The sequence below is a fragment of the Telluria sp. RB2R28 genome, from assembly GCF_059685835.1.
In genome coordinates, this window is record NZ_JCASIK010000009.1 from 52203 (window position 1) to 77379 (window position 25177).

Annotated in this window: 22 protein-coding genes; 4 read left to right on the top strand and 18 right to left on the bottom strand. The window is 64.0% G+C overall.

Annotated elements, in window-relative coordinates; translation table 11 throughout:
* From AC56LV_RS23255 to AC56LV_RS23310, 12 genes are all read right to left on the bottom strand, one after another.
* Complete coding sequence (locus tag AC56LV_RS23255; RefSeq protein WP_499561177.1) at window positions 1-2223, bottom strand: GGDEF/EAL domain-containing response regulator; 2223 nt, start codon at window positions 2221-2223, stop codon at window positions 1-3.
* 8 nt (window positions 2224-2231) lie between these two features.
* Window positions 2232-4403 (bottom strand): HDOD domain-containing protein, encoded by a 2172-nt coding sequence (locus tag AC56LV_RS23260; RefSeq protein WP_499561179.1) that lies wholly within the window; start codon window positions 4401-4403, stop codon window positions 2232-2234.
* Between the two features lie 286 nt (window positions 4404-4689).
* Complete coding sequence (locus AC56LV_RS23265) at window positions 4690-5973, bottom strand: multidrug effflux MFS transporter (RefSeq protein WP_499561181.1); 1284 nt, start codon at window positions 5971-5973, stop codon at window positions 4690-4692.
* A 14-nt stretch (window positions 5974-5987) separates the two neighbouring features.
* Window positions 5988-7190, bottom strand: a complete 1203-nt coding sequence (locus tag AC56LV_RS23270) for a THUMP domain-containing class I SAM-dependent RNA methyltransferase (protein WP_499561183.1) — start codon at window positions 7188-7190, stop codon at window positions 5988-5990.
* A 99-nt stretch (window positions 7191-7289) separates the two neighbouring features.
* Window positions 7290-7703, bottom strand: a complete 414-nt coding sequence (locus AC56LV_RS23275) for a CopD family protein (RefSeq protein WP_258835892.1) — start codon at window positions 7701-7703, stop codon at window positions 7290-7292.
* A gap of 25 nt (window positions 7704-7728) precedes the next feature.
* Window positions 7729-8994: a glutamate-5-semialdehyde dehydrogenase gene (locus AC56LV_RS23280; protein WP_499561185.1), complete on the bottom strand. Its 1266-nt coding sequence runs from the start codon at window positions 8992-8994 to the stop codon at window positions 7729-7731.
* An 81-nt stretch (window positions 8995-9075) separates the two neighbouring features.
* The gene (gene holA / locus AC56LV_RS23285; RefSeq protein ID WP_499561188.1) at window positions 9076-10089 is read right to left on the bottom strand and encodes a DNA polymerase III subunit delta; all 1014 of its coding nucleotides are present in this window, start codon (window positions 10087-10089) and stop codon (window positions 9076-9078) included.
* 3 nt (window positions 10090-10092) lie between these two features.
* The gene (locus AC56LV_RS23290; RefSeq protein WP_499561190.1) at window positions 10093-10662 is read right to left on the bottom strand and encodes an LPS-assembly lipoprotein LptE; all 570 of its coding nucleotides are present in this window, start codon (window positions 10660-10662) and stop codon (window positions 10093-10095) included.
* Window positions 10662-13304: a leucine--tRNA ligase gene (leuS, locus tag AC56LV_RS23295; protein ID WP_499561192.1), complete on the bottom strand. Its 2643-nt coding sequence runs from the start codon at window positions 13302-13304 to the stop codon at window positions 10662-10664. Before leuS ends, AC56LV_RS23290 begins: the two co-directional genes overlap by 1 nt.
* Window positions 13305-13433: 129 nt before the next feature.
* The gene (locus tag AC56LV_RS23300) at window positions 13434-13760 is read right to left on the bottom strand and encodes a barstar family protein (RefSeq protein ID WP_499561194.1); all 327 of its coding nucleotides are present in this window, start codon (window positions 13758-13760) and stop codon (window positions 13434-13436) included.
* 1 nt (window position 13761) lies between these two features.
* A complete protein-coding gene (gene dapB / locus AC56LV_RS23305) occupies window positions 13762-14571 on the bottom strand; it encodes a 4-hydroxy-tetrahydrodipicolinate reductase (protein WP_499561196.1) in 810 nt (269 codons plus the stop codon).
* 8 nt (window positions 14572-14579) lie between these two features.
* Window positions 14580-15191: an outer membrane protein assembly factor BamE gene (locus AC56LV_RS23310; RefSeq protein ID WP_499561198.1), complete on the bottom strand. Its 612-nt coding sequence runs from the start codon at window positions 15189-15191 to the stop codon at window positions 14580-14582.
* Between the two features lie 75 nt (window positions 15192-15266).
* On the opposite strand from AC56LV_RS23310, the gene fur reads away from it, so the two are divergent.
* Entirely contained in the window at window positions 15267-15698 is a 432-nt protein-coding gene (gene fur, locus AC56LV_RS23315) for a ferric iron uptake transcriptional regulator (RefSeq protein WP_499561200.1), read from the top strand.
* Between the two features lie 88 nt (window positions 15699-15786).
* Here fur and hrcA read toward each other — a convergent pair whose 3' ends face one another.
* The gene (hrcA, locus tag AC56LV_RS23320) at window positions 15787-16803 is read right to left on the bottom strand and encodes a heat-inducible transcriptional repressor HrcA (protein WP_183556043.1); all 1017 of its coding nucleotides are present in this window, start codon (window positions 16801-16803) and stop codon (window positions 15787-15789) included.
* 91 nt (window positions 16804-16894) lie between these two features.
* On the bottom strand, window positions 16895-17656 hold the full coding sequence (locus AC56LV_RS23325; protein ID WP_499561202.1) for an HAD family hydrolase: 762 nt from the start codon (window positions 17654-17656) through the stop codon (window positions 16895-16897).
* A 19-nt stretch (window positions 17657-17675) separates the two neighbouring features.
* Between AC56LV_RS23325 and AC56LV_RS23330 the strand changes: the two genes are divergently transcribed.
* The 3 genes from AC56LV_RS23330 (at window position 17676) to AC56LV_RS23340 (ending at window position 19142) form a co-directional block, all read left to right on the top strand.
* Window positions 17676-17816, top strand: a complete 141-nt coding sequence (locus AC56LV_RS23330; RefSeq protein ID WP_258835903.1) for a hypothetical protein — start codon at window positions 17676-17678, stop codon at window positions 17814-17816.
* A 73-nt stretch (window positions 17817-17889) separates the two neighbouring features.
* Complete coding sequence (locus AC56LV_RS23335) at window positions 17890-18477, top strand: hypothetical protein (protein WP_499561204.1); 588 nt, start codon at window positions 17890-17892, stop codon at window positions 18475-18477.
* Between the two features lie 20 nt (window positions 18478-18497).
* On the top strand, window positions 18498-19142 hold the full coding sequence (locus AC56LV_RS23340; RefSeq protein ID WP_499561206.1) for a hypothetical protein: 645 nt from the start codon (window positions 18498-18500) through the stop codon (window positions 19140-19142).
* A gap of 366 nt (window positions 19143-19508) precedes the next feature.
* Here the strand turns inward: AC56LV_RS23340 and rsmA are convergent, their stop codons facing one another.
* Genes rsmA through AC56LV_RS23360 form a run of 4 tightly spaced genes read right to left on the bottom strand, consistent with a single transcriptional unit; the run spans window position 19509 to window position 25084 of the window.
* Window positions 19509-20285 carry a 16S rRNA (adenine(1518)-N(6)/adenine(1519)-N(6))-dimethyltransferase RsmA gene (gene rsmA, locus AC56LV_RS23345; RefSeq protein ID WP_499561208.1) on the bottom strand — a complete coding sequence of 259 codons (777 nt, stop codon included), beginning with the start codon at window positions 20283-20285 and terminating at the stop codon, window positions 19509-19511.
* Between the two features lie 14 nt (window positions 20286-20299).
* On the bottom strand, window positions 20300-21376 hold the full coding sequence (pdxA, locus tag AC56LV_RS23350; protein WP_499561210.1) for a 4-hydroxythreonine-4-phosphate dehydrogenase PdxA: 1077 nt from the start codon (window positions 21374-21376) through the stop codon (window positions 20300-20302).
* Between the two features lie 3 nt (window positions 21377-21379).
* Window positions 21380-22804 (bottom strand): peptidylprolyl isomerase, encoded by a 1425-nt coding sequence (locus tag AC56LV_RS23355; protein ID WP_499561212.1) that lies wholly within the window; start codon window positions 22802-22804, stop codon window positions 21380-21382.
* 60 nt (window positions 22805-22864) lie between these two features.
* Window positions 22865-25084 (bottom strand): LPS-assembly protein LptD, encoded by a 2220-nt coding sequence (locus AC56LV_RS23360; RefSeq protein ID WP_499561214.1) that lies wholly within the window; start codon window positions 25082-25084, stop codon window positions 22865-22867.
* Window positions 25085-25177: the final 93 nt, after the last annotated feature.

Below are 25177 nucleotides of genomic sequence, written 5' to 3' on the forward strand. Positions count from 1 at the left end.
TCAGGCCAGAACGGCGCGCAGGTTCGATCCGGGCCGGCTGCACAGCGCCACCATGAAGTCGCCCAGCGAAATCGGGCGGTAGAACAGGTAGCCCTGCATCGTCATGCAGCCGTTGGCACGCAGGTAGCGCGCCTGTTCTTCGGTCTCGACGCCTTCGGCGATCAGGTTCAGGCCCAGGCCGCGCGCGATCGAGATGATCGCCAGGATCACCGGATAGTGGCCGTCTTCCTCGTGGATCTCCTTGACGAACGACTGGTCGATCTTGATCGTGTGGATCGGGAAGCGGTGCAGGTACGACAGCGACGAGTAGCCGGTGCCGAAGTCATCGATCGCGATCGACACGCCCAGCTCGCACAGTTTGTTGAGCTGCTCGATCGCATACTGCGGGTTGCGGATGCAGATGTTCTCGGTGATCTCGACCTCGATCTGCTGCGGCGAGATCGCGTAACGCGCGAGCGCCCCGCGCATCTTCTCGAAGAAGTCGCCGCGGTCGAGGTATTGCGGCGACAGGTTCAGCGAGAGCCGGATGTCGCTGCCGCCGACGGCGTTCCAGCGCAGCATGTCGCGGCACAGCGCGCCGATCATCCAGTCCGATATCGGCAGCATCAGGCCGTTTTCTTCGGCGAACGGCAGGAATTCACCGGCCGACAAGCGCCCGCGGGTCGGATGGTTCCAGCGCATCAGCGCTTCGGCGCCCGTGATGTTGCCGGTCATGGCGTCGATCTGCGGCTGGTAGAACATTTCCAGCTCGTCGTGCTCGAGCGCGCGGCGCAGCGCCTGTTCCAGCGCGATCTTCTGGTGCGACACTTCCAGCATCGAGTCGTGGTAGAAGCTGTGGCCATTCTTGCCCAGCGCCTTCACCTGGTACATCGCGATGTCGGCGTGGCGCAGCAGTTCGTCGATCGATTCGCCGTCCTTCGGATAGATCGCGATGCCGATCGAGGCCGAGATGTGCACTTCGTGGCCATCGAGGTCGAACGGCAGCTGCAGGCAGGCCAGGAATTTGTCGGCAACCATGCGCGCGTCGTCGTGGCTGACCAGTTCGGGCAGCACGATGGTAAATTCGTCGCCGCCCTGGCGCGCCAGCGTGTCGCCCTTGCGCAGGCATTCCTTCAGGCGGCTGGCCGCCTGCTGCAGCAGTTCATCGCCCTTGACGTGGCCGAGCGTGTCGTTCACCAGCTTGAAGCGATCGAGGTCGATGAACATCACAGCGAGTTCGGTCTGCTTGCGCTTGGCCTGGATCACGGCCAGGCCCAGGCGATCCTTGAACAGGATGCGGTTCGGCAGGTCGGTCAGGATGTCGTGGTAGGCCTGGTAGGCGATGACTTCTTCGGCGCGCTTGCGGTCGGTGATATCGCGCGCCACGCCATAGGTGCCGAAGAACTCGAGCTTTTTCACTTCCTGGTCCGGCACGTGCATGCCGATCGCGTTGAGCGAAATCGTCATCAGCGTCGTGTTGAACGTGCGGTCGTTGCTGGTGTTGCCATTCCCGCCCCGGCACTTCAGGCGCAGTTCGACGTTGCGCGACGCGCGTTCGTCGATGCGGCGCTCGTTGAACACGTAGCGCGCGCGTTCCAGGTCTTCTTCGTGCACGACGATCGAGTAATGCTTGCCGATCAGCTCTTCGCGCGTGTAGCCGAGCAGCTGGTAGGCGCGGTCGTTGACGAACGTGAAGCGGCCCTCGTGGTTGAGCGTATAGATGATGTCCGGCGACGAGTCGACCAGGTAGCGGTACATCTTCTCGGAGTTCTCGAGCTGGTTCGCGATGCGCGCGTTTTCCAGCGCCAGGCGCCGGCGCCCCAGTGCATTGCTGACGGTCGAGAGCAGCTCTTCGCGGCTGTACGGCTTGCGCAGGTAGCTGTAAGCGCCGCGCTTGAGCGCGCCGATCGCGGCGTCGATGCCCACCTCGCCGCTCATCACGATCACGTCGGCGTCGATCCCCTTGTCGTTGATGAAGTCCATGATCTCGTGGCCGCCGATATCGGGCAGGCGCAGGTCGAGCAGGACCAGGTCGAAGCGCTGGCGCGACAGCTGCGCCAGCGCTTCCGTGCCGGATGGCGCGGTCGTGAGGCGGTAGCCGCGCCCCTGCAGCAATTCGTACAGCGACGCCAGCAGGCGGGGTTCATCGTCGACCAGCAGCAGGCGTGGCTGGCTGTCGGCGTCAAGTGTCGGGGAAAATGGGGAGGGTTCACCAGGGAGCATGGTGGCAGGGTGCGCGTGCATGGTGAGGGTCAGGCGGAACCGAGCGCGCGCGCCGGCAGCGCGAGCGCCGTGCCAGCGCCGGTGTACGCCGGCAGGAGTATTTCAAACGAAGTGCCGGAACTGGCGCTGCGGCAGGCGATATGGCCACCCATCTTCTTGACCAGGCCATGGACGATCGACAGGCCCAGCCCGCGCTTGCCGCCATCGAGCGCGCCTTCCTTGCTGCTCTTGACGGGCATGAACAGGTTGGCCAGCACTTCGCGCGACAGGCCCGGACCATTGTCGTTCACGCCAAGTTCGACGTACAGGTGGCGCTCGCGGTTGACGTGGCCGCGGTTGACGACCTCGATCCGGCCGCTGTTCTTGTGCTGTGGGCCGAATGCTTCGACCGCATTCTTGATCAGGTTCACCAGGATCTGCTTGAGCACATCGGGGTCGCCCTCGATCGCGCTGTCGCCGTCCATGTGCGCCGCGATCTGCACGCCGCCCGGCACGAAGCCGCTGGTGCGGAACAGGCGCAGCACATCGTCGACGACACGGGCGGCATCGACCGGCCGCGGACCGGTCTCCGGCACCTGCGGTTCGGCCAGGGAGCCGATCAACTGGCCGACGCGGTCGATCTCTTCGTTCAGGATCGACAGCTCGCCGCCCACCGGTTCCTGGCGCGCCAGCTTGCCATCCAGGATGCTCAGGTAATTCTTGATGATCGCCAGCGGGTTGTTCACTTCATGTACCACGCGGCGCGACGCATCGCGGAATTCTTCGGCCACATTGGCCAGCTGGCGGCGTGCGTGACCACGTTCGAGCAGCAGGTTCTCGAGCGCGCCGGCGGCCTGCGCGCCAAAGGCCTGCATGAACCGCTCGCGGCGCTGGCAATGCGGCAGCTGCCAGGCCGGCACGCCGCCAACCAGCACGCCCAGACAGCGCGCGCCGGCCACCAGCGGCACCACCACCAGGCTGTCGGTGCCAAGGATGCGCAGCAGCTGCTCTTCGGCCAGGCCTAGCTGCTGGCGGTTGCCCCCCACGAACGCGGGCCGGCGCTCCAGCGCGCTGCGCGCCACAGGGCCGCCCTTGGCCAGCGACACCGAAAAATCGGCGATGCGCGCCACGCCCGGCGCCGGGGCGCCCGACAACAGATGGCCGGTGGCATTCTCGAGCAGCACGACCGCGCTCTCGAAATCGAACAGGATGCGGGCGGTGCGCGTCATCGCGTCGAGCAGGCCCGACTCGCCCTGCTGGCGCGCCAGGGTCTGGCCGACCTCGGACACCAGCACCATATTGCGCACTTCTTCGTTCAGGCGCTTTTGCACCGGGTCGACCGGCGGCGGCGGCGCATAAGCCGATGGCTGCGGGATGTCATCGGCGCCCGCCAGGTCGATGCCCAGATGCGCGGCGGCCTGCTCGACCTGGCGCGCAGCGCCGTCGATCAGGTGCGTCGTGCGCACAGCGTCGATCCCGCACAGCGCGCAGGCGTCGTGCACCATCTCCTCGTCGTGCGCATGGCAGGTCAGCACATGCGCCAGGCGCACGATGCGGATCAGGAGATGGCTGCCTTCCAGGCGGTCACCCGGCTCGTGGTGGTACAGCACTGCATCGGCCAGGAACGAATCGAGCTGCCAGCGTTCGATCAGCCAGGCGCCCGCTTCGGCGTGGGTGATCTGGAGCGTGCGCTGTTCAACCGCGCACAAGTCTTCGTCATCGATCGCGGTGAAGTTGAACGCGTATTCCTTGGGCGCGGCGGCCAGCAGCGCCAGGCGGCCGACATTGTGCAGGAGGCCCGCCAGGTAGGCTTCTTCGGGATGCACGTAGTCGAGCATGCGCGCGGCATCGCGCGCGATCACGGCGGCCGTCAGGGAGTTTTTCCAGAATGCGCGCAGGTCGATGCTGCCGGCATGCGGGAAGCTGTTGAAGGTCTGGAACACCGAGTCGCTGATCACGAGCGTCTTGATCATGTCGGTGCCCAGCGCCACCAGCGATTGTTCGAGGTTGGCGCTGCGCGTGCTGCGGTGGTAGGCCGAGCTGTTGGCAACGGCCAGCAGCTTGGCCGTCATGCCGGCGTCCTTCGCAATCAGCGCGGCGAGTTCCGGCATGCCGAGATCGTCGGCCTGCAGGTGCTCGATCAGCTTGACCAGGATCTGCGGCATGGCCGGCAGCCGGGCGATCAGCAAGCGATTGCGAATATCCTGATCGGATAGGAGCATGTTATCAAGCACGGCCGCCACTTGTCGAAGGGTTCTGGTAGGTGGCGATCGCGCCCGAACAGGCATGCCACGTCGCCCTGCACTTCAGTGCATGGAACAGGCGAGAGGTCTGCCAACTGCTCCAGATGATAAAAACGTATCGTAACATATATACATTTCTGATCAGGAACAATAGTTACGGTAATACTCGTTGCAACGGGCTTTCTCGGGTAGTAAACACAGCCGCGCTTGAAACTTGTTGTAACGATACGACTGTTTCCACGATTCACACTCGCTCGATGCGATATCAGGGTGTCAGTTCGCCCCGGGCGCGCAGCTTGCGGCGATGCCGCCGCGCGGTATCCCAGCATGCAAGCGACAACAGCACGAAGAATGCCTGGCCCAGCGCCAGCGCCAGCACTGAATGCGACAACGCCGGCGCGACGGCGCCGGCCACGACAGCGCCCAGCAGCGTCAGAATGAACGACTGGCACGACGCGACCGTGCCGCGAATACGCGGGAACAGGTCGAGCGCCAGCAGCGTCGCGCCGGGCGCGATCAGCGAACTGCCAAAGGTGAAGAAGAACATCGGCGCCACGGTCCACGGCAGGGCCGGCGGAAGAAACGCGTGGTAGATCACGTTGAAGGTCACGGCGCCCAGCATGAAGAAAAAGCCCATGCGGATCTGGCGCGCGAAGTCCATCTTGCCGGCCAGCCGGTTGGCAACGAGCGAACCGAGGAAGATGCCGCTCACGGTCGGCACGAACAGCCACGCGAATTCGGACGGGCCCAGGCCCAGGCTTTCGGGCAGCATGACAGGCGCTGCAGCGATGTACAAAAACAGGCCGGCGAAGTTCAGCGCCGTCACGCCGGCCATCGTCAGGAACAGGAACGAGCTGAAGATGGCGCCATAGCTCTGGGCGAGGAAGCGCGGATTGAACGGCTGGCGCTCGGCCGGCGGCACCGTCTCGGGCAGGTGCTTCCAGCAGAACCAGAACAGCAGCACGGTGTAGACCGACAGCGCCAGGAAGATCGCGCGCCAGTCGAGCAGCGTGACGATCCAGCCGCCCACCACCGGCGCGATAGCCGGAGCGATCGAGAAGATCATCGTGACCATCGACAGCAGGCGCGCCGCCGCCGTATCCGAATACAAATCGCGGATGATCGCGCGCCCCACCACCACGCCGGCCCCGGCCGACACACCCTGAAGGATGCGAAACACCCACAGGTATTCCACCGACGACGCCGAGGCGCAGCCGAAGCTGCCGATCGCGAACACCACCAGCGCCACCAGGATCACATTGCGGCGCCCGAATGCATCGGACAGCGCGCCATGCCACAGCACCATGACGGCAAAGGCCAGCATGTAGGCGGTGAGGGTTTGCTGGACCTGCAACGGCGTGGCGGCCAGCTGGGCCTGGATCTGCGGGAACGCCGGCAGGTAGGCGTCGATCGAGAATGGCCCCAGCATCGACAGCGCCGCCAGCAGCGTTGCCAGTCCGCCTGCCGAGAGCATCGCGATCTTGTGCGGCGGCGGCGGCGGCACGGGGGTGACGGGGTCCTTGGGCAGATCGGATGGTTCTGGCAGCATGGGGCGGTTCCGGGTCAGTCCTGCTTTGGTTTGGCTTCCTCGCGGCGGTTGAAGCCCGCCACCATGTCGAAACGGAACAGGCGGCATTCGAGCGCGCCATTGAAGAACGGTGTCTTGCGCGACTCTTTCAGGCGCAGCATTTTCGGCAGGCCCAGGTCGGCCGTGAACAGATAGGCGGTCCAGCCGGCAAAGCGCTGCTTGAGCGTCGTGGAAAACGCGGCGTAGAAGCCGGCCGCCATGTCGTCCTGCGGCAGGGTGCTGTCGCCGCGCACGCCGATCCGCTCGCCGTACGGCGGGTTGGTGAGCAGGATGCCCGGCTCGGTCGTCGGCGCCGACACATGCTGCGCTTCGATCTGCTTGAGCGGCACATCGAACAGGATGCCGGCGATCTTCAGGTTATGGCGCGTCATTTCGACCATGTCGCCCGAGATGTCCGAGCCGAAGATGGTCGGCTCTTGCGGCAGCACGTTCGGCTTGACCGCCGCTTTCATCGCGGCCCAGGCCTGGCGGTCGTGGTCGGCGAACTTTTCGAAGGCGAAGCTGCGGCGCGCGCCGGATGGAATCCCTTGCAGCATCTGGGCGGCTTCGACGAGGATCGTGCCCGAACCGCACATCGGATCGAACAGCGGCACGCCGGGCTTCCAGCCCGAGACGCGCAGCAGGCCCGCAGCGAGGTTCTCGCGCAGCGGCGCGTCGCCCGTCTCTTCACGCCAGCCGCGCTTGAACAGCGCTTCGCCCGAGGTGTCGAGGTAGACGATGAAGTTGCGGGCGTCGAGGAAGCCGACGATGCGCATGTCCGGTTCGCGCGTGTTGACCGACGGGCGCTTGTCGTACTGGTCGCGGAAGCGGTCGCAGATCGCGTCCTTGATCTTGAGCGTGGTGAATTCGAGGCTGCGCAGCGGCGACTTGACGGCCGTGACGTCGACGCGGATCGTGTGATCGGGGCCGAACCAGTCTTCCCAGGTCTGCTCGAGCACCAGGTCGTAAATGTCGTTTTCGGTGGTGTAGCTGCGCTGGGCCATGCGCATCAGCACACGCGAGGCGATGCGCGAATGCAGGTTGAGCAGCCAGGCGTCCTGCATCGTGCCCGAGCAGTGCACGCCGCCGGGCACCTGGTTGTGCACTTTCAGCGTGGTGCTTTGTGCGGCGATTTCGCCGATTTCTTCGGCCAGCGCCGCTTCCATGCCGCGTGGGCATGGGCAAAAATAGGAAGCCATGAGGGGTACCCTTTGTCCGTTGATGAAGCGATGAAACGATGAAAAATTAAACGCGCCACCGGCCCGGGCCGATGACGCAGCAATACAAAAAATGCAGGTTTAGAACGGCTTGACGGTCACCAGGATGACAATCGCCAGCATCAGCACGACCGGCACTTCATTGAACCAGCGGTACCATTTGTGGCTACGCGTATTGACGCCGCGCTCGAATTTCTTGAGGATGCCGCCGCACATATGATGGTAGCCGATCGTCAGGAACACGAGCAGCAGCTTGGCATGCAGCCAGCCGCCCTGGATGCCGTAGCCCAGCCACAGCCACCCGCCCAGCAGCACCGCCGGCACAGACAGGATCATCGAGAAGCGGTACAGCCGGCGCGCCATGCCCAAGAGGCGGTCGCGCGCCGCAGGGTTGGTTTCCTCGGCCAGGTTGACGAACAGGCGCGGCAGGTAGAACAGGCCGGCGAACCAGGACGCAATGAAGACGATGTGCAGTGCTTTGATCCAGAGGTACATGCTTTCCTTGTGGTGAACGTTGAATTCAGTTGCGTACTTCGCCGTGCCCGAACACGACGTACTTGAGCGACGTGAGGCCTTCCAGCCCTACCGGGCCGCGTGCGTGCAGCTTGTCGTTCGAAATGCCGATCTCGGCGCCCAGGCCGTATTCGAAACCATCGGCAAAGCGCGTCGACGCATTGATCATCACCGACGCCGAGTCGACTTCGCGCAGGAAACGCATGGCGCCGCTGTGGTCTTCGGTGACGATCGATTCGGTGTGCTTCGACGAATACGCATCGATATGGTCCATCGCTTCGTCGATGCCGGCCACCACCTTCACGGCCAGGATCGGGGCCAGGTATTCGGTCGACCAGTCCTCTTCCGTTGCCGCGACCAGATGCGTATAACCGGTCAGGATCGCGAACGCTTCCGGATCGGCGCGCAGTTCGACGTCCTTGGTCGCATACAGCTCGGCCAGGCGCGGCAGCACGGTCGGCGCGATGCCGCGCGCAACCAGCAGCGTTTCCATCGTGTTGCAAGTGCCGTAGCGGTGGCACTTGGCATTGAACGCGATGGCCAGCGCTTTATCGATATCGGCCTTGTCGTCGATGTAGACGTGGCAGATGCCATCGAGGTGCTTGATCATCGGGACCGTGGCTTCGGCCATCAGGCGCGCGATCAGGCCCTTGCCGCCGCGCGGGACGATCACGTCCACGTACTGCGGCATCGTGATCAGCGCACCGACGGCGGCGCGGTCGACCGTGTCGACCACCTGCACCGCCGCCTGCGGCAGGCCAGCGCCCACCAGGCCTTCGGCCACCAGCGTGGCCAGCGCGCGGTTGCAGTGGATCGCTTCCGAGCCGCCGCGCAGGATCGCGGCATTGCCGCTCTTGATGCACAGGCCCGCCGCATCGACCGTCACGTTCGGACGCGCTTCATAGATGATGCCGATCACGCCCAGCGGCACGCGCATCTGGCCGACCTGGATGCCGCTCGGGCGCACCTTCATGTTCGAGATTTCGCCGACCGGATCGGGCAAGGCGACGATCTGGCGCAGGCCCGCGACCATCGTCGCGATCGCGGCGTTTGATAACGCCAGGCGGTCCATCAGCGCCGGGGCCAGGCCGGCCGCCTGCGCGGCCTCCAGGTCACGGGCATTGGCGGCGCGCAGCAGGTCGGCGTCGCGTTCGATCGCATCGGCGATCAGGCTCAGGGCGCGGTTGCGGGTGGCGGTGTCGGCGCGCGCCATGGCGCGCGAGGCGGCGCGGGCCTGCTGGCCCAGCTGGTGCATGTGTGCGGTGATGTCCATCGTGTTTTCCATTGCATTAACCTGGCACGCGCAAGGCGGCGCTGTCCATCGGCGTCGAGCAACGGCTTTGCTGCGGAAGGCTTACCGCGCCACCCGCAACGCCAGCTGCAACATCGCATCCCACGCGTCGCCCGCAAAATTTTTCGCGCGCAAACCCTTGACCATGCGGTCGACCTGCGCTGCCTGTTGCAGCGCCGCTTCGAGCGTCGCAAGCGACACGCGGCGCAGCGCCGGCTCCATCATCCGCTCGCGCGGCCCCCAGATCCGGTATTCCTTGAGCAGCGCATTTAGTGGCCTGCCCTGACTCATCCCGCTCTTCAATTTTAGCAGCGTGCGGATTTCTTCGGCCACTGCCCACAACACCAGCGGCAGCGCTTCGCCTTCGCCCTTCAGGCCTTCGAGCATGCGCACCAGGCGCGCCGTGTCGCCCGTGAGCATCGCCTCGGACAGCTTGAACACGTCGTAGCGCGCCACGTTCAGCACGGCGTCGTGCACCTGCTCGAACGTGAGTTTGCCCGGCTCGTGGAGCAGGCCGAGCTTTTGAATCTCCTGGTGCGCCGCCAGCAGATTGCCTTCGACGCGGTCGGCGATGAAGTCCAGGCTCTGGCGCTCGGCGCTCTGACCCTGTGCTGCCAACCGGTTGCCGATCCAGGCCGGCAGTTGCGCGCGCTCGATGTTCGGGATGTCGATGTACACGGCGGCCTGCTGCAGCGCCGTCACCCACGACGCCTTGGCCGTCTGCCAGTCAAGCTTGGGCAGCGTGATCAAGGTCAGGTTGTCGGGGCTGAGGTCTTTCGCATAGGCCTGCAGCGCGGCGCTGCCGTCCTTGCCCGGTTTGCCGGTGGGGATGCGCAGCTCGATCAGCTTCTTGTCGCCGAACAGCGACAGTGCCTGATTCGCCGCCAGCAGCTCGCCCCATTTAAAAGTGCGCTCCACACTGAGCACATCGCGCTCGGTATAGCCCTGCGCACGCGCCGCCTTGCGGATACGGTCAGCCGCTTCCAGCGCCAGCAGATGCTCGTCGCTGGCGATCACGTACAGCTGCGCCAGGTTCTTGGCCAGGTGGCCGTCGAGCGCTTCGAGCCGCAGTTGCATCGTTTACGGCGTCGGCAAGACAGCGGCCGGCGTCGCTGGCGCCGTCACGGGCGCCAGCGGCTTGATCGCCACCAGGCGGCGCAGGATCTGCTGCACCAGGTCGGACTGCATGTCGCGGTACAGCAGCGCTTCTTCGGATTCCTTGGCCAGCACCTGCGATTCATCGAACGCGATATTGCGGCGCAGGGTGATCTCGGTCGGCGCCAGCAGCTGGCGGTTGTTGGCGTCGCGCACCTGGAACACCAGCGTGTAGCTCAGCGAGTATTCACGCACGCGACCCAGGCTGTTAAGCGACAGGATCGACTTGCCACGCGACTCGCTGATCACATCGAACAACGCCTCGGCCTTGGACGCATCGGATTCGATGCGCAGGTTGTCGCCCGCGCGCAGGTTGCGCTTGAGCTCCGTGCCCAGCGGCGAGGCTTCGTTGAACGACAGCCAGATGCTCTGGAACGGCACGTTGTACTGGCCGTCGCTGCCGCGCAGCTTGAAGCCGCAGCCGGCCAGCATCGCGACCAGCAGGACTGCACCAAGGGCGCGTACGAGGTAGTTGTTGTTCGAAGTGTTCATCATCAGACCACGATATTGACAAGTTTGCCCGGCACGACGATGACCTTCTTCGGCGTGCCTTCGATGAACTTCTGCACCGCTTCGCTGGCCAGCGCAGCCGCTTCGATGGTCGCCTTGTCCGCATCCTTTGCGACCTTGACCGAACCACGCAGCTTGCCGTTCACCTGGATCATCATGTCGATCTCGGACTGTTCGAGCGCCTGCGGGTCGACTTCCGGCCATGGGGCGTTGAGCAGGTCGCCGTGGACACCGGCAAAGCCAAGCTCTTGCCACAGTGCGTGCGTGATGTGCGGCGCGACCGGGTTCAGCAAGCGCAGGAAGATCGAGAAGCCTTCGGCGATGATGGCGTTGGACGCTGCGCTGTCATCGAGCTTGCTTGACTCGAGCGTGTTGAGCATCTTCATGCACGCCGAGACCACCGTGTTGTACTGGATGCGCTTCAGGTCGTAGTCGGCCTGCTGCAGGATCTTGTGCACTTCGCGGCGCAGCGTTTTCTGTGCGTCGGTGTGCGTGCCCTGCACTTCACCCGTGAGGGCGGCGGCAATGCGCGCGCGCTGCGCGTAGCCGAAGGCCCACACGCGGCGCAGGAAGCGGCTGGCGCCTTCGACGCCGCTGTTCGACCACTCGAGCGTCTGCTCAGGTGGCGACGCGAACATCGTAAACAGGCGCGCGGTGTCGGCGCCGTACTGCTCGATCTGCGCTTGCGGATCGATGCCGTTGTTTTTGGACTTCGACATTTTTTCGGTGCCGCCGATTTCCACCGGCTGGCCGTCGGCCTTCAACACCGCGCTTTGCGGGCGGCCCTTGTCGTCGAAGGTCAGCTCGACATCGGCTGGATTGAACCAGGTCTTCTTGGTCGATGCGTCTTCGCGGTAGTAGGTCTCGTTGAGCACCATGCCCTGCGTGAGCAGGTTCACGAACGGCTCGTCGAATTTGACCAGGCCGAAGTCGCGCATCACCTTGGTCCAGAAGCGCGCGTACAGCAGGTGCATGACGGCGTGTTCGATGCCGCCGATGTACTGGTCCATCGGCATCCAGTAATCGTTGCGCTCGTCGACCATCGCGTCGTTCGAACCCGGCGACGTATAGCGCATGTAGTACCACGACGAATCAATGAACGTGTCCATCGTGTCGGTCTCGCGGCGCGCAGGCTTGCCGCAGGTCGGGCAGTCGCACTTGAGGAACGCTTCGTCCTTGTTCAGTGGATTGCCGGTGCCGTCCGGGACCAGGTGCTCGGGCAGCACGACCGGCAGGTCGGCCTCTGGCACCGGCACGATGCCGCACTCGGCGCAGTGGATCATCGGGATCGGCGTGCCCCAGTAGCGCTGGCGCGAGATGCCCCAGTCGCGCAGGCGGAACGTGACCTTCTTGGCGCCCAGGTCCTGGCTCGCCAGTTCACCCGAGACCGCGTTGACGGCCGAGGTGTAATCGAGGCCGTCGTACTTGCCCGAGTTGATCGTGCGGCCGTTGTCCTTGTCGCCGTACCACTCCTGCCAGGCGTCGAGCGAGAATTCCTGGCCTTCGACGGCCACGACCTGCTTGATCGGCAGATTGTATTTTTTGGCGAAGCCGAAATCGCGTTCGTCATGCGCCGGCACACCCATCACGGCGCCATCGCCGTAGGTGATCAGGACGTAGTTGCCGACCCAGACCGGAATCTGCTCCTGCGTGACCGGATGGGTGACGAACAGGCCGGTCGGCATGCCCTTCTTTTCCATCGTCGCCATGTCGGCTTCGATGACGGAACCGAGTTTGCATTCGGCGATGAATTGCTGCAGCGCCGGGTTGTTCTTTGCCGCGTGCTGGGCCAGCGCGTGCTCCGGCGCCACGGCGCAGAAGGTCACGCCCATGATCGTGTCGGCGCGCGTGGTGAACACGTAGAGCTTGCCGTCGTCGATCGGCGCGCCGGTGTCATCGGCGATCGTGTGCGGGAACGCGAAGCGCACGCCGGTCGACTTGCCAATCCAGTTGGCCTGCATCGTGCGCACGCGCTCGGGCCAGCCCGGCAGCTTGTTGTCGACATGGTCGAGCAGTTCGTCGGCGTATTCAGTGATGCGCACGTAGTACATCGGGATTTCGCGCTTTTCAATGAGCGCGCCCGAACGCCAGCCGCGGCCATCGACGACCTGCTCGTTGGCCAGCACGGTCTGGTCGACCGGGTCCCAGTTCACGGTGCCCGTCTTCTGGTAGATGATGCCCTTCTCGAGCATCTTGAGGAACATCCACTGGTTCCACTTGTAGTAGTCCGGCTTGCAGGCGGTCATCTCGCGCGACCAGTCGATCGCCAGGCCCATCGACTCCATCTGGCCACGCATGTGGGCGATGTTCGAGTAGGTCCATTCGGCCGGCGGCACGTTGTTGGCCATGGCCGCGTTTTCCGCCGGCATGCCAAACGCATCCCAGCCCATCGGCATCAGGACGTTGTAGCCGTTCATCCGCAGGTAGCGGTACATCACGTCGTTGATCGTATAGTTGCGCACGTGGCCCATGTGCAGCTTGCCCGATGGGTAAGGCAGCATCGAGCAGGCGTAGTACTTGCCCTTCGGGAAACGCGGATCGTGTTCGACGGCTTTATAGGCATCGATCGATTTCCAGTAGGCCTGGGCGGCCTGTTCGACTTCGGCTGGACTATATTTTTCTTGCATGATTTCTGCAGACGTAATGTGGGAGATGGAACCGGTCATTATAACCTGTTGATTTTGCACTACGGCGTGGCGTGGTGCAGGCAGGATGGTGCAATGAGACAGCGTCCGCTGAACGCTGCCCCGGGTAATTCAGCGCAGCACGAGTTTCAATGCCGGCGTTTCGCCATAATCTTCATACCGCTCATTGATGCCGCCGATACAAAAGGCCAGCTCCTCGAACAGATCCGGCGCGGCCGCCTTCATGGCCGCGGCGTCGCGGACGACGATCTCGAGCACTTCGTCCGGCGCCAGCTGGAAGCTGGTCATGTTTTCGTCGTCACGCAGGTAGCTCAGGCAATCCACCCAGGCGTCGATGCTGTTCGCATACGACGCCGGGAAACCGAACGCGGCCCGGCTTTGCGCATGAAACGACGCCTCGTCGACGATCGCAGCGCCGTTCAGTTCTGCAACGGCCATATCAGGCGCTCAAGCCCAGCACGTCCTGCATGTCGTACAGGCCGTGGGATTTGTCTGCCAGGAAGCGCGCGGCGCGCAGCGCGCCGTGTGCGTAGGTCACGCGGCTGCTGGATTTGTGGCTGATCTCGATGCGCTCGCCCGTGCCCAGGAACATGACGGTGTGGTCGCCCACGACGTCGCCACCGCGCACGGTGGCAAAGCCGATCGTCGACGGGTCACGCTCGCCGGTGACGCCTTCGCGGCCGTACACGGCGCATTCCTTGAGGTCGCGGCCGATGGCGTCGGCAATCACTTCGCCCATCTTGAGCGCGGTGCCCGACGGTGCATCGACCTTGTGCCGGTGGTGCGCTTCGACGATTTCGATGTCGTAGCCTTCGGCAAAACTCTTGGCTGCCATTTCGAGCAGCTTGAGCGTGACGTTCACGCCCACGCTCATGTTTGGCGCGACCACGAGCCCGATCTTCTGGGCAGCGGCGGCGATCTCTGCCTTGCCAGCGTCATCGAAACCAGTGGTGCCGATCACCATCTGCTTGCCGTTGGCGGCGCAATACGCGAGGTGCGCCAGCGTGCCTTCGGGGCGGGTGAAGTCGATCAGCACGTCGGCGTTGTGCAGGCCGTGCTTGATGCTGTCTTCGATCATCACGCCGGTGAGGAAGCCGCCGAAGGCGCCGGCATCGTGGCCGATGAACGGCGAACCGGGCATGTCGAGGGCGCCAGCCAGGCGGGCGTCGGGTGCGTACTGGATGGCTTCGATCAGCATGCGGCCCATGCGGCCGCTGGCGCCGGCTACGGCAATATTCAACATCGTCATGTCAATCCTTACTGCTGGGTTGCCGGGGCGGTCACCGTGATCGGTGCGACCGGACGGCTTTCCGGTTTTGCTTTCTTTTCCGGCACCTTGGCAGGGCCGGCGATACGGTCGATGTAATCGCGCTCGCTTGGCAGGTTGCCGCCTTCGAAGCGCTCGACCACGTCATCCTTGAAGAACACGGTGACGCGGCTGGTGGTCAGTTCGCCATTGCCGCGGGCCAGGTAGAACGGATAATCCCAGCGGTTGGCATGGAATGCATCGAGCAGCAGAGGCGAACCGAGCAGGAAGCGCACCTGGTCGCGCGTCTGGCCAACCTTCAGCTGGTTCAGCATTTCTTGCGATACGAAGTTGCCTTGCTGGATGTCCGGGCGATAAGGCGAGAAGACCCACAGGAACTTTTGCAGGCGCGAAGCCTGCACGGTCTGCGCGCCGGCATTGGCGATGGCGGCCGATTTGTCGGCGTCGGCTGCGGTGGCCGCCGAGTCCGTTGCCACCGGTGGCGCCGGACGGGTCTGGTTGCGCCAGGATGCGCAGCCGGACAGCGTCAGCGTGCAGACGAGACCTGCCGCCAGCACCGCCTTGGCGGAAAATCGATGGGATACGGCTTGTTTGACGCGCATAGGTAACCTCAAATCGAGCGGGAGCTTTCAAAACGCTATATCATAAAGCACTCCGCCAATATGCGAGTAACAAACATGAGTAACAATCCGACCGACCTGAAGGCAAGCGGCCTGAAGGCCACGCTCCCGCGCCTGAAAATCCTGGAAATCTTCCAGAACAGCGCCGTGCGTCACCTGACTGCCGAAGATGTCTACAAGATCCTGTTGGCTGAAAACATGGACGTCGGCCTGGCTACCGTCTACCGCGTCCTGACGCAATTCGAGCAGGCCGGCCTGCTCAACCGCAACCACTTCGAAACCGGCAAGGCCATCTACGAGCTCAACGCCGGCTCGCACCACGACCACCTCGTCTGCGTCACCTGCGGCCGGGTCGAAGAATTCTACGACGACGAAATCGAGCAACGCCAGAAAATGATTGCCGGAACCCACGGCTACACGATCGTCGACCATGCGCTGGCGATCTACGGCAGCTGCCCGCAATGCCAGGCGGCCCGCAAGGCAAGCTAAGTTATTCGCAGTCGGCAAGGCTGCACAGCAAAAGGGCGCACCGGATTTCCCGTGCGCCCTTTTTGCGTCTGGTAAGCGTAAAAAACTGTTAAGGCTGGCTCAGTGCGTTCGACAGCAGTTTGGCGGTGATGTCGACGATGGGAATCACCCGCTCGTACGCCATCCGCGTGGGGCCGATGACGCCCAGCGTGCCGACGATGCGACCATCGACGGCGTATGGCGCGGTGACCACGCTCATCTCGTCCATCGGCACCAGGTTCGATTCGCCGCCGATGAATATCTGCACGCCGCCGGCCTTGCTCGACATGTCGAGCAATTGCATCAGGCCGGTCTTTTGCTCGAACATCTCGAACATCTGGCGCAGCGAACTCATATTCGACGACAGGTCGGTCACCGACAGCAGGTTGCGCTCGCCGGAAATGACCACGTCGTCGCTCTCGGCCATCGCCTCGCTGCCGGCCTCGACTGCCGCATGCATCAGGCGTCCCATGTCGTCGCTCAGTTGCCGCAGCTCGCCGCTCAGGCGCTGGCGCACGCCGTCGAACGACTGGCCGGCAAAATTCTGGTTCAGGTAATTGGCCGATTGCGACAATTGCGTCGGCGTGTAGTCGACATCGGTCAGGAGCAAGCGGTTCTGCACATCGCCACGGGGATCGACGATCACCAGCAGAATGCGCTTTTCGGACAGGCGCAAGAATTCGATCTGCTGGAACACCGATTCACGGCGCGGGCTTTGCACCACACCGGCAAACTGCGACAGCGACGAGAGCATCTGGGCCGCATTGGCGATCAGCTTTTGCGGATGCTGCAGCGGCAGGCGCATGCGCTCGGCGCCGACTGTCGTTTCATCGAGCTGCTTGACGGTCAACAGGGTATCGACAAACACGCGGTAGCCGCGCGGGGTCGGGATCCGGCCGGCCGAGGTGTGAGGGCTGGCGACGAACCCCATGTCTTCGAGGTCGGCCATGATGTTGCGGATCGTCGCAGGCGACAATTCCAGGCCCGACAGCTTGGACAGCGCGCGCGAGCCGACCGGCTGGCCGTCGGCGATATAGCGTTCGACAAGCGCTTTGAGCAGGGTTTGGGCACGGTGATCGAGTTGCATGGTTCCGGGAAGCGTCTTTTTCTGTGGTGCTGGGATGAGAATCAAATTGGGGCGCGGTACGGCAGCGCAAGGCCTGCGGTCCGTCCCAGTGTTATACGCGCATCCGCGCAGATCCGTGTGGCAACTCGTGCGGTGGCTCCTGTGCCGGCTCATGCGCAGCATCCAGCCAGTCGAGCAGCGCATCGATGCTGTCCACCTCGACATCCGGCCGCACCTGATCAGCCAGCTCGTTGATCTTGCCGCTGCGGTTCATCCAGGCAGCGCGCAAGCCTGCCTGCTGGGCGCCCAGGACATCGAGCAGCAGGTCGTCGCCCACATACAGGGTGTCGGCCGGCAGCACACCCAGCGCAGCGCAGCCGGCCAGGAAAATCCCCGGATCCGGCTTGGCGGCGCCAAAGTCGCGCGCCGCCACGGATGCCTGGAACTGGTCGGCCAGGCCGATCGTGGCCAGGTCGGCCACGCCGTTCGTGACTGAGCCCAGCAGCGCGCGCTGCCGGAGGCGCGCGAGGCCTGGCGCCACATCGTCATATAGCGTCACGGCATTGCGCGCAGCGACAAAGACGACCATGGCCTCGTCCACCCTGGCGACGTCTTCGCCCACCTGCTCGAACGCGGCGATCAGGCCAGCGTGGCGCAGTGCGCTCAGGTCGATCCCATACTGGGGCTCGCGGGCCAGCAATTCCAGGCGCGCCTGACGCAGGCTGTCGATCGTGAACCGCTCGGCCACGCGCGGCGCATGCTGCTGCAGCCATGTATACAACATGGTTTCGGCAGCCCGGATCACGGGCACGATCGGCCACAGGGTATCGTCGAGGTCAAACAGTACGGCTTTGGGCCAGGGATGGCGGGTCATCGGCTTCCAGGGAACAGGCATGAAAAAACGCTACGCCAGCATAGCGATGCATACGGCCAAAAGCAAACCGCACGGCTTGCGCGTTGCTTATATGACATTGTGCTTACAACCTGATACACATGCAAATGGGACGCAAATGGACCGGTTGCCTAATAAATGAACTAAAATGTTGAGCGATTTTTTGATTCCAACCGCGCAGCCTGCGCTTTCCCGCTAGATTATTTGGAGAATATATGAAGAGTTCCTACCTGCGCGCAAGCGCAGCGCTGGCATGCGCGGTCCTGCTGACTGCTTGCGGTGGTGACGATGGCCAACTGCTGCTGGGCGGCCAGATTTCCGGCGTGACCAAGCCGGGCATGGTCCTGACGAATAACGGCGGCTCCGACTATGAGGTCCCGGTGCCAGCGAACGGTACGGGCGTGACCACGTTCTTCTTCCCGACCCTGATTTCGTCGGATGACAAATATGACGTGCGGGTCAAGAGCACGCCAACGAACGTCGACAAGTGCGAGCTGTTTCAGAACACGGGCCGCGCCGGCTTTGACGTGACGACCATCCAGATCGCCTGCAGTTTCAAGACCCAGGCCCTGACCGGCACCGTCAGCAACCTCAAGAATGAACTGGTCCTGGTCAACGGCTCGGACCGCGTTACCGTGCCGGCCGGCGCGACCACATTCGCCATGGCCCGCGTGGCACAAGACGCGCCGTATGGTGTCTCGATCCTCACGAACCCTGCCGGCCAGAGCTGCACGATCGCCAATGGTGTCGGCACCATGGGCCCGGCCGATGTGAACAACGTGACCGTCACGTGCGCACCTTAATTTTTTCTGGAGTCAAACGCATGAAGTCTTCCCTGATCCGCCCGGCGCTTGCGCTGGCGCTGGCTGCAAGCCTGGCCGCCTGTGGCGGCAGCGACAAAGCCGAATTCACTGTTGCCGGTTCGGTGACCGGCATTGTCTATGATGGCCTGGTCCTGACCAATGCCGGCGTGCCCCTGAAGGTCGCACCGCCAGCCACGGCAGGCGCAGCGGTGCGCTTTGCCTTCCCGGACAAGCTGGAATACGGTGACACCTATAATGTTCAGGTCGATAAGCACCCGGACCACCAGAACTGCGAGCCGGGCGTTCCGGAAGGCGGCATTTACGCCAACAACGCCGACACGGCAGGCCGCCTCGTGACGATCGACATCGCGATCGCATGCAAGATCAACGAATACACCGTCGGCGGCACGATCACCGGCCTGACCGGTGCCGGCCTGGTGCTGGCCAACGGCAGTACGGGTGGCACTTACACGGCTGCAACGCCGGCAACGCCACCTGCCACGACGCCGATTACCTACGCGCTGCCTTTGGTGCCATTCGGTACGACCTACGGCGTCACGGTCAGCAAGCAGCCAGCTGGCCAGGTCTGCACCGTCGTGAACCCGACCGGCACCATGGGTGACGCCGCGGTGACCAACGTCAACGTGACCTGCGTCGCGGCCTAGTCCTGGAGAGTTATACGCAATTCTTATGTCGAGTATGCGAAAGGAAAATTGGACTTATATGCTGTAACGCAGCATACTGATTCTGTCTCCTCCAACTCTCCTCAGAAAAGAATTGGATTTCGGCCCGCTCTTGTAGCGGGCCTTTTTTTTGCCCGTTGCCAGCTGCTTCATGATGAAAACTGCGACCGGCTTGCAATCGTAGGGTGGACGGCTATGCCGTCCAAGCGTTCAACGTAATATGGCATTACCCGTTGCGAAATTGGTTTGAACGCGTGGGCGGGAAACCCGCCCACCCTACGGCTGATAAAAAAAGCGCCTCTGAAGGCGCTTTGATCGGGTGACATACGGGCCGGATGGCCGCGGCAACTAGGCCTGGCTCGGCAGATTGGCCAGCGCCACATACTGCGCCAGGCTGACCGCTTCCGGGCGCACGCTCGGATCGATGCCCGCTTCCACCAGCTGCGCCTCGGTGAACATCCCCGCCACGCAATTGCGAATCACTTTGCGCCGCTGCGAGAAGGCCTTGGCGACCACCGCTTCGAGGCGCTTGGCGTCGCACGGCAGTTGCTGCTTGACCGGCACCATGCGCACAATGGCCGATTCGACCTGCGGCGGCGGATCGAATGCGGTGGGCGGCACGATGAACATCAGCGACATGTCGTAGCGCCATTGCAGCATCACCGACAGGCGACCGTAGGTCTTGCTGCCCGGCTCGGCCACCATGCGCTCGACCACTTCCTTCTGCAGCATGAAATGCTGGTCTTCGATCAGGTGCGCGAAGTCCGCCAGGTGAAACAGCAGCGGGCTAGAAATGTTGTATGGCAAATTGCCCACCACGCGCAGCTTCTGTCCCTCGCCCACCGGAATTGCGCCGAAGTCGAACTTCAGGGCATCGCCCGAATGTACGGTCAGGCGCTCGCGTGGATAGGCTTTTTCCAGGCGCGTGACCAGGTCGCGGTCGAGCTCGACGACGTGCATGTGGTCGAGCTGCTTGAGCAGCAGCGCCGTCATCGCGGCCAGGCCCGGTCCGATTTCGACCATGGTCTCGCCCTTGCGTGGTGCGATGGCGTCGATGATGTCGGAAAGGACTTGCTTGTCGGTCAGGAAGTTCTGGCCGAAGCGCTTGCGTGCTACGTGTTTCATGAATGCTTTCTTGTTTATTTAGTGCCGGCCGCGCGTTGCGCCAGCACCATGTGCATGGCGGCGCCGATTGCTTCGATCATGCTGCCGCAATCGGCCAAACCGAGACCCTGCGCGGCCAGGTCGAGCGCGGTGCCATGGTCGACCGAGGTGCGGATCAACGGCAGGCCGAGCGTGACATTGATGCCGCGCCCGAAGGTCGCGTGCTTGAGCACCGGCAAACCCTGGTCGTGGTACATCGCCAGCACGCAATCGGCGTCTTTCAGGTACTTCGGCTGGAACAGCGTGTCGGCCGGATACGGGCCGCGCGCGTCGATGCCACGCGCACGCGCTGCCTCGAGCACTGGCGTGATGACGTCGATTTCCTCGCGCCCCAGGTAACCGTTCTCGCCCGCATGCGGGTTCAGGCCGGTGACCAGGATGACAGGCGCAGCGATGCCGAACTTGGTGATCAGATCGGCGTGCAGGATATCGAGTACCTGGGTCAGGTTTTCGCGCGTGAGTGCGCCCGGGACATCCTTCAGCGGCAGATGAGTCGTGGCGAGCGCGACACGCAGGTACGGTTGATCCCCGCCCGGCGCGCCGGCCAGCATCATCACCACTTTCGGGGTGCCGGTCTTCTCGGCCAGGTATTCGGTGTGGCCGGAGAACGCGACACCGGCATCGTTGATCGTGCTTTTCTGCAGTGGCGCGGTGACGATGCCGTCGAACCAGCCGCGCTCGCAGCCTTCGATGGCCAGGTCGAGCGTGGCCAGCACGGCGCGCCCGTTCTCGGGATCGAGCCGGCCCGGCACCACATGGGCGTCGAGCGGCACGTCGATGGCTGCCAGCCGCGCGGCGCCGAAGTGCGGCAGGCCGCCGTTGCGCAGCGCCTGGGTCGACAGGGCAGCCAGGCGGATGGCAGGATCGATCAGGCTGGCCGTGAGCGCCAGGAAGGCGGCGTCGCCCACCAGCACGCAGTTGGCCTCATCGCGCATTGCCCAGGCAGCGCGGATCGCGATTTCGGGGCCGATGCCTGCTGGCTCGCCGACCGTGATCGCTAACGTGGGCCGCTGGTGCGCCAACGGGCGCACAGGCGCCTGCGGCGCGACCATTGCTTACTGCTCCTCGCGGAATTCGACGTAGGCACGGTCGCGCACTTGGCGCATCCAGTCTTCCATCGCTTCCTGCATCTTGCGGTCGCGCAGGACCTGGCGCGCCACGTTGCGCTCTTTCTGCTGCGTCACGTCTTCGCTCTTGCGCTCGACGACCTGGATCAGGTGGAAGCCGAACGGCGACTGCACGATGTCGGACGTGTCACCCGGCTTGAGGGCGTTCATCGCGGTCTCGAATTCCGGCACGGTGTCGCCCGGATACAGCCAGCCCAGATCGCCGCCCTTGCTGGCCGAACCATCCTGCGAGTACTGGCGCGCCAGATCTTCGAAGGTGCCGGCGTTGTTGGCCATTTTTTCCTTGATTTCAAGCAGCTTGCGCTTGACCTCGCCCTCGGTCATGGTCGGGGTGACCTTGAGCAGGATGTGGCGTGCGCGGGTCTGCTCGACGACGGCCTTGTCGGTCTCGCTGGCCAGCGAACGCTTGCCGGCCAGTTTCAGGATGTGGAAGCCGACGTTGGTCTTGAGGATCGGCGTGACCTGGCCCGCTTCCAGCTTGCGCAGCTCGGTCGAGAAATTCGGTGGCAGGCGGTCGGCATCGCGCCAGCCGATGTCGCCGCCCTTGAGCGCGTCCGGTGCGTCGGAATAAGTGGACGCCATGCGCGCGAAGTCGGCGCCGGTGCGCAGCTGGCGCATCACTTCTTCGGCGCGCGCGGCGCGGGCAGCGATCTGCTCGGGCGACGCGTTCTCGGGCACCCGCACCAGGATCTGGGCGATGTTGACTTCGATACGGTCGGCGGCGGCGGCCTTGGCGGCGGCCATATAGGTATCAATCTCGGCTTCCGAGACTTGCACCTTGCTGTCGACTTCGTGCTCGCGCAGGCGCTGCATCATGATTTCGTTGCGGATGTCTTCGCGGAACCGCGAGAAGGGCATGCCTTCTTTTTCCATCTGGTTGCGCATGTCCTGCACCGACAGCTTCTGGTTCTCGGCGATGCGGCCAATGGTGGCGTCCAGCGTGCGGTCGTCGACCTTGACGCCCATCTCCTTGGCCAGCTGCAACTGGGCGCGCTCGACGATCATCGCCTCAAGCACCTGGCGTTCCATCGTGGCGGTGTCGGGCATCTGGGCGTTACGCGCCTTCATGTTTGCCGTCACCTGGACCATGCGGCCAGCCACTTCGTTGCGCGTGATGACTTCATCGTTGACGACGACCTGGATCGAGTCGACCACCTTGGCGTTGGCCGAGGCAGGCGGCAGGAAGCCCGAGCTGGCGGCCGGCGTGGCGGCTGGCGTCGTAGCGGCCGGCGTACCGGCGGCCGGCGCTGCGGCCTGGGCCAGGACCTGGCCGGCGCTCATCGCGCACAGCAGCGCGGCTGCCAACTGGAGAGACTGCAAACGGGTAGTACGCATCATCTGGAAAGCACTCATTTGAGGATTGTTCACGTCAGGTTGGACGACGAAGTATGGACACCGAGTCTGAAATTTGACTTAGGGGCGCCCAATGCCGGCATTCAGTCGCGTATAGCCCGGGACGCTCTTGTTGAACGACTCGAGCGGGTTGCCCAGGCCCAGGCGCGACAAGCCATTGAGCTCGAGCTGGAAGAAGATCGGCGTCGAGGTCGTCTGGGCTGCGGTCACGAAACGCTGCGCGCCCATCCGGAACACCCAGCAATCGGCCTGGTATTCGAGACCGATCAGGCTCTCGATCAGCTTGCTGCCGGTGGACGGATTGACCGCCTGCCCCACGCCATATGAGCGCAGCGCGTAGCTGACACGCCCGACGCCATACCAGCGCCGCGAGATCGGATACTGCGCCGACAGGTCGATGTTGCGGAAGCTGTCACGCTGATAACGATACTCGGCATTGACGGCCTTCATCTTCCCCGGACGCCACTGCACGCTCACGTTCGAGCTGTACAGACTGCTTCCGGCCGCATCGTATTGTACGCCGCTATCGAAGGTCCAGGACTCGGAAATGGTGCCGCCAGCGGCCAGCAGCAGGTCGTACCGGCTTTGCTGCGCCGCTTCGCCCGCGATGCGCACGCGCGGCTCTTCGAAGTACAGGCGCTGGCCGATGGCCAGGCGCAGGCGCTCGGCGCCGTCTTCCTGGATGAAGCGCGACACCAGCGCCGCGGTCAGCTGGTTGGCGTCGGACACGCGGTCCAGGCCAACGTAGCGGTTCTCGGAAAACAGCTGGGCGTAATTAAAGCCCGAGCGGCCCGTGTCAAACAGCGGGACATCGTCCTGGTTCTCGTACGGCGTATACACATAGAACAGGCGCGGCTCGAGCGTCTGCGTGGTGGACTTGCCGAACAGCGAAGCATCGCGTTCGAACACCATGCCGCTGTCGAGTGACACCGTCGGAATCGAGCGCGTCAGCTTGGTCGGCTTGCCCGGGCGCATGGCGTGGTCGTCGAGATCGTACTGGGCTGCGTTGTACATCAGCTTGGGCGTGACGAACCAGCCCGGCCGTACGATCGGATAGCTGACCTGGCCCTGGACCACGGCGCGCGAGCCGCCCACCTCGGTGGGGTGGGCGAAGCGGGTCGCCTCGGCGTCGACCGCCCAGTCGAAGCCCGCCACGTCGTAGCGCGCCGAACGGAAGTTAATCTGCGGCAGGCGGTCGTACGGCCGCGGCACCGTCAGGCTTTGATTGGTGGCGGCCGCCGGATCCTGCAGCACCTGGTAATTCTGGGCGCGCGCGGACAGGCTCCAGTACTGGCCCGAGTAATCGGTGCGCAGTTCGCGCAGCAGCTGGCGCTCGGCGCTGGCCGCAACGGTGCGGGAAAAGTCGGACGGGTATTCATCGTCCGATGCGCCATGCAGGTTCCAGCCGTAGGACCAGTTCGGTTTGATCGCGCCGTTGTGCAGCGAATCGGCGCGCCAGCGTGTGGTGCCCGTCTGGCGGTCGTCCGGCAGCACTTCGACGTGGGTTTCGCCGCTGTAGGTGCTGCCCAGGTAACGGCCGGTCGCGCCCATCTGGAAACCGCGGTCGAACATCATGCGCGGGTACAGCGTCAGGTCGCGATTCGGTGCGATGTTGACGTAGTACGGCACCATCACCTCAGCCTTGCCCTGCGAGCCGAAGCCCACGGTCGGCGGCAGCCAGCCCGAACGGCGCTGGCCCGACAGCGAGAACGACATTGCCGGTGTGCCCAGGATCGGCACGTCCTTGAAATAGATGACGGTCTTGCCGGCGGTGCCGACGTCGCGGCCCTTGTCCAGGCGCAGCGTGCTCGACTTCAGATACCAGTCGGGATCCGGTCCTTCGCAGGTGCTGTAGGTACCGTCGCGCACGACGGCCTGCTGTTCACCCAAAAAGTCGATCCGGCTCGCCTGGCCCTGGGCATTGTTCGATGCCATGAAATACGTCGGGTTGAGCAGGTAGCCCTTGCCTGTTTCGAGGTTCAGCTGCAGCTCGTCACCCTTGTAGCGGTCGCCAAAGCGCCACATGTCGACATTGCCGGTGGCCGTGACCTGGTCTTCGACGATCAGGTAGCAGGCCGTGTCGGCGGTCATGCCGGTCTGGCCGCGCGTGATCTCGACGTTACGGGAGAGATCGAGCCGGCGGTCGGGCCGGCCGGCGATATCCTCGGCCTTGACGGTAACGGGAAGGTCGTCCTCGGCCTGGGCCGTTGGTGCAGGGGCGGTGACGTTGACGGTGGCGGGCGTCTGGGCGAACGCAGGCATCGCAGTGACCGAAGCCATTGCATACAGTGCGAGCACGTGTCGTGGTGGGAATGGTTGGGCCGAGGACCAGCTCATGGAAAATCGCAGCTCATGGAGAATCGACGTGCGCCA

Bases quoted from the DNA above. Each gene is read 5' to 3' on its own strand.
- AC56LV_RS23255 (WP_499561177.1), bottom strand. From the start codon at position 2,223: ATGCACGCGCACCCTGCCACCATGCTCCCTGGTGAACCCTCCCCATTT.
- AC56LV_RS23260 (WP_499561179.1), bottom strand. From the start codon at position 4,403: ATGCTCCTATCCGATCAGGATATTCGCAATCGCTTGCTGATCGCCCGG.
- AC56LV_RS23265 (WP_499561181.1), bottom strand. From the start codon at position 5,973: ATGCTGCCAGAACCATCCGATCTGCCCAAGGACCCCGTCACCCCCGTG.
- AC56LV_RS23270 (WP_499561183.1), bottom strand. From the start codon at position 7,190: ATGGCTTCCTATTTTTGCCCATGCCCACGCGGCATGGAAGCGGCGCTG.
- AC56LV_RS23275 (WP_258835892.1), bottom strand. From the start codon at position 7,703: ATGTACCTCTGGATCAAAGCACTGCACATCGTCTTCATTGCGTCCTGG.
- AC56LV_RS23280 (WP_499561185.1), bottom strand. From the start codon at position 8,994: ATGGACATCACCGCACACATGCACCAGCTGGGCCAGCAGGCCCGCGCC.
- holA (WP_499561188.1), bottom strand. From the start codon at position 10,089: ATGCAACTGCGGCTCGAAGCGCTCGACGGCCACCTGGCCAAGAACCTG.
- AC56LV_RS23290 (WP_499561190.1), bottom strand. From the start codon at position 10,662: ATGATGAACACTTCGAACAACAACTACCTCGTACGCGCCCTTGGTGCA.
- leuS (WP_499561192.1), bottom strand. From the start codon at position 13,304: ATGCAAGAAAAATATAGTCCAGCCGAAGTCGAACAGGCCGCCCAGGCC.
- AC56LV_RS23300 (WP_499561194.1), bottom strand. From the start codon at position 13,760: ATGGCCGTTGCAGAACTGAACGGCGCTGCGATCGTCGACGAGGCGTCG.
- dapB (WP_499561196.1), bottom strand. From the start codon at position 14,571: ATGACGATGTTGAATATTGCCGTAGCCGGCGCCAGCGGCCGCATGGGC.
- AC56LV_RS23310 (WP_499561198.1), bottom strand. From the start codon at position 15,191: ATGCGCGTCAAACAAGCCGTATCCCATCGATTTTCCGCCAAGGCGGTG.
- fur (WP_499561200.1), top strand. From the start codon at position 15,267: ATGAGTAACAATCCGACCGACCTGAAGGCAAGCGGCCTGAAGGCCACG.
- hrcA (WP_183556043.1), bottom strand. From the start codon at position 16,803: ATGCAACTCGATCACCGTGCCCAAACCCTGCTCAAAGCGCTTGTCGAA.
- AC56LV_RS23325 (WP_499561202.1), bottom strand. From the start codon at position 17,656: ATGACCCGCCATCCCTGGCCCAAAGCCGTACTGTTTGACCTCGACGAT.
- AC56LV_RS23330 (WP_258835903.1), top strand. From the start codon at position 17,676: ATGAAAAAACGCTACGCCAGCATAGCGATGCATACGGCCAAAAGCAAA.
- AC56LV_RS23335 (WP_499561204.1), top strand. From the start codon at position 17,890: ATGAAGAGTTCCTACCTGCGCGCAAGCGCAGCGCTGGCATGCGCGGTC.
- AC56LV_RS23340 (WP_499561206.1), top strand. From the start codon at position 18,498: ATGAAGTCTTCCCTGATCCGCCCGGCGCTTGCGCTGGCGCTGGCTGCA.
- rsmA (WP_499561208.1), bottom strand. From the start codon at position 20,285: ATGAAACACGTAGCACGCAAGCGCTTCGGCCAGAACTTCCTGACCGAC.
- pdxA (WP_499561210.1), bottom strand. From the start codon at position 21,376: ATGGTCGCGCCGCAGGCGCCTGTGCGCCCGTTGGCGCACCAGCGGCCC.
- AC56LV_RS23355 (WP_499561212.1), bottom strand. From the start codon at position 22,804: ATGAGTGCTTTCCAGATGATGCGTACTACCCGTTTGCAGTCTCTCCAG.
- AC56LV_RS23360 (WP_499561214.1), bottom strand. From the start codon at position 25,084: ATGGCTTCGGTCACTGCGATGCCTGCGTTCGCCCAGACGCCCGCCACC.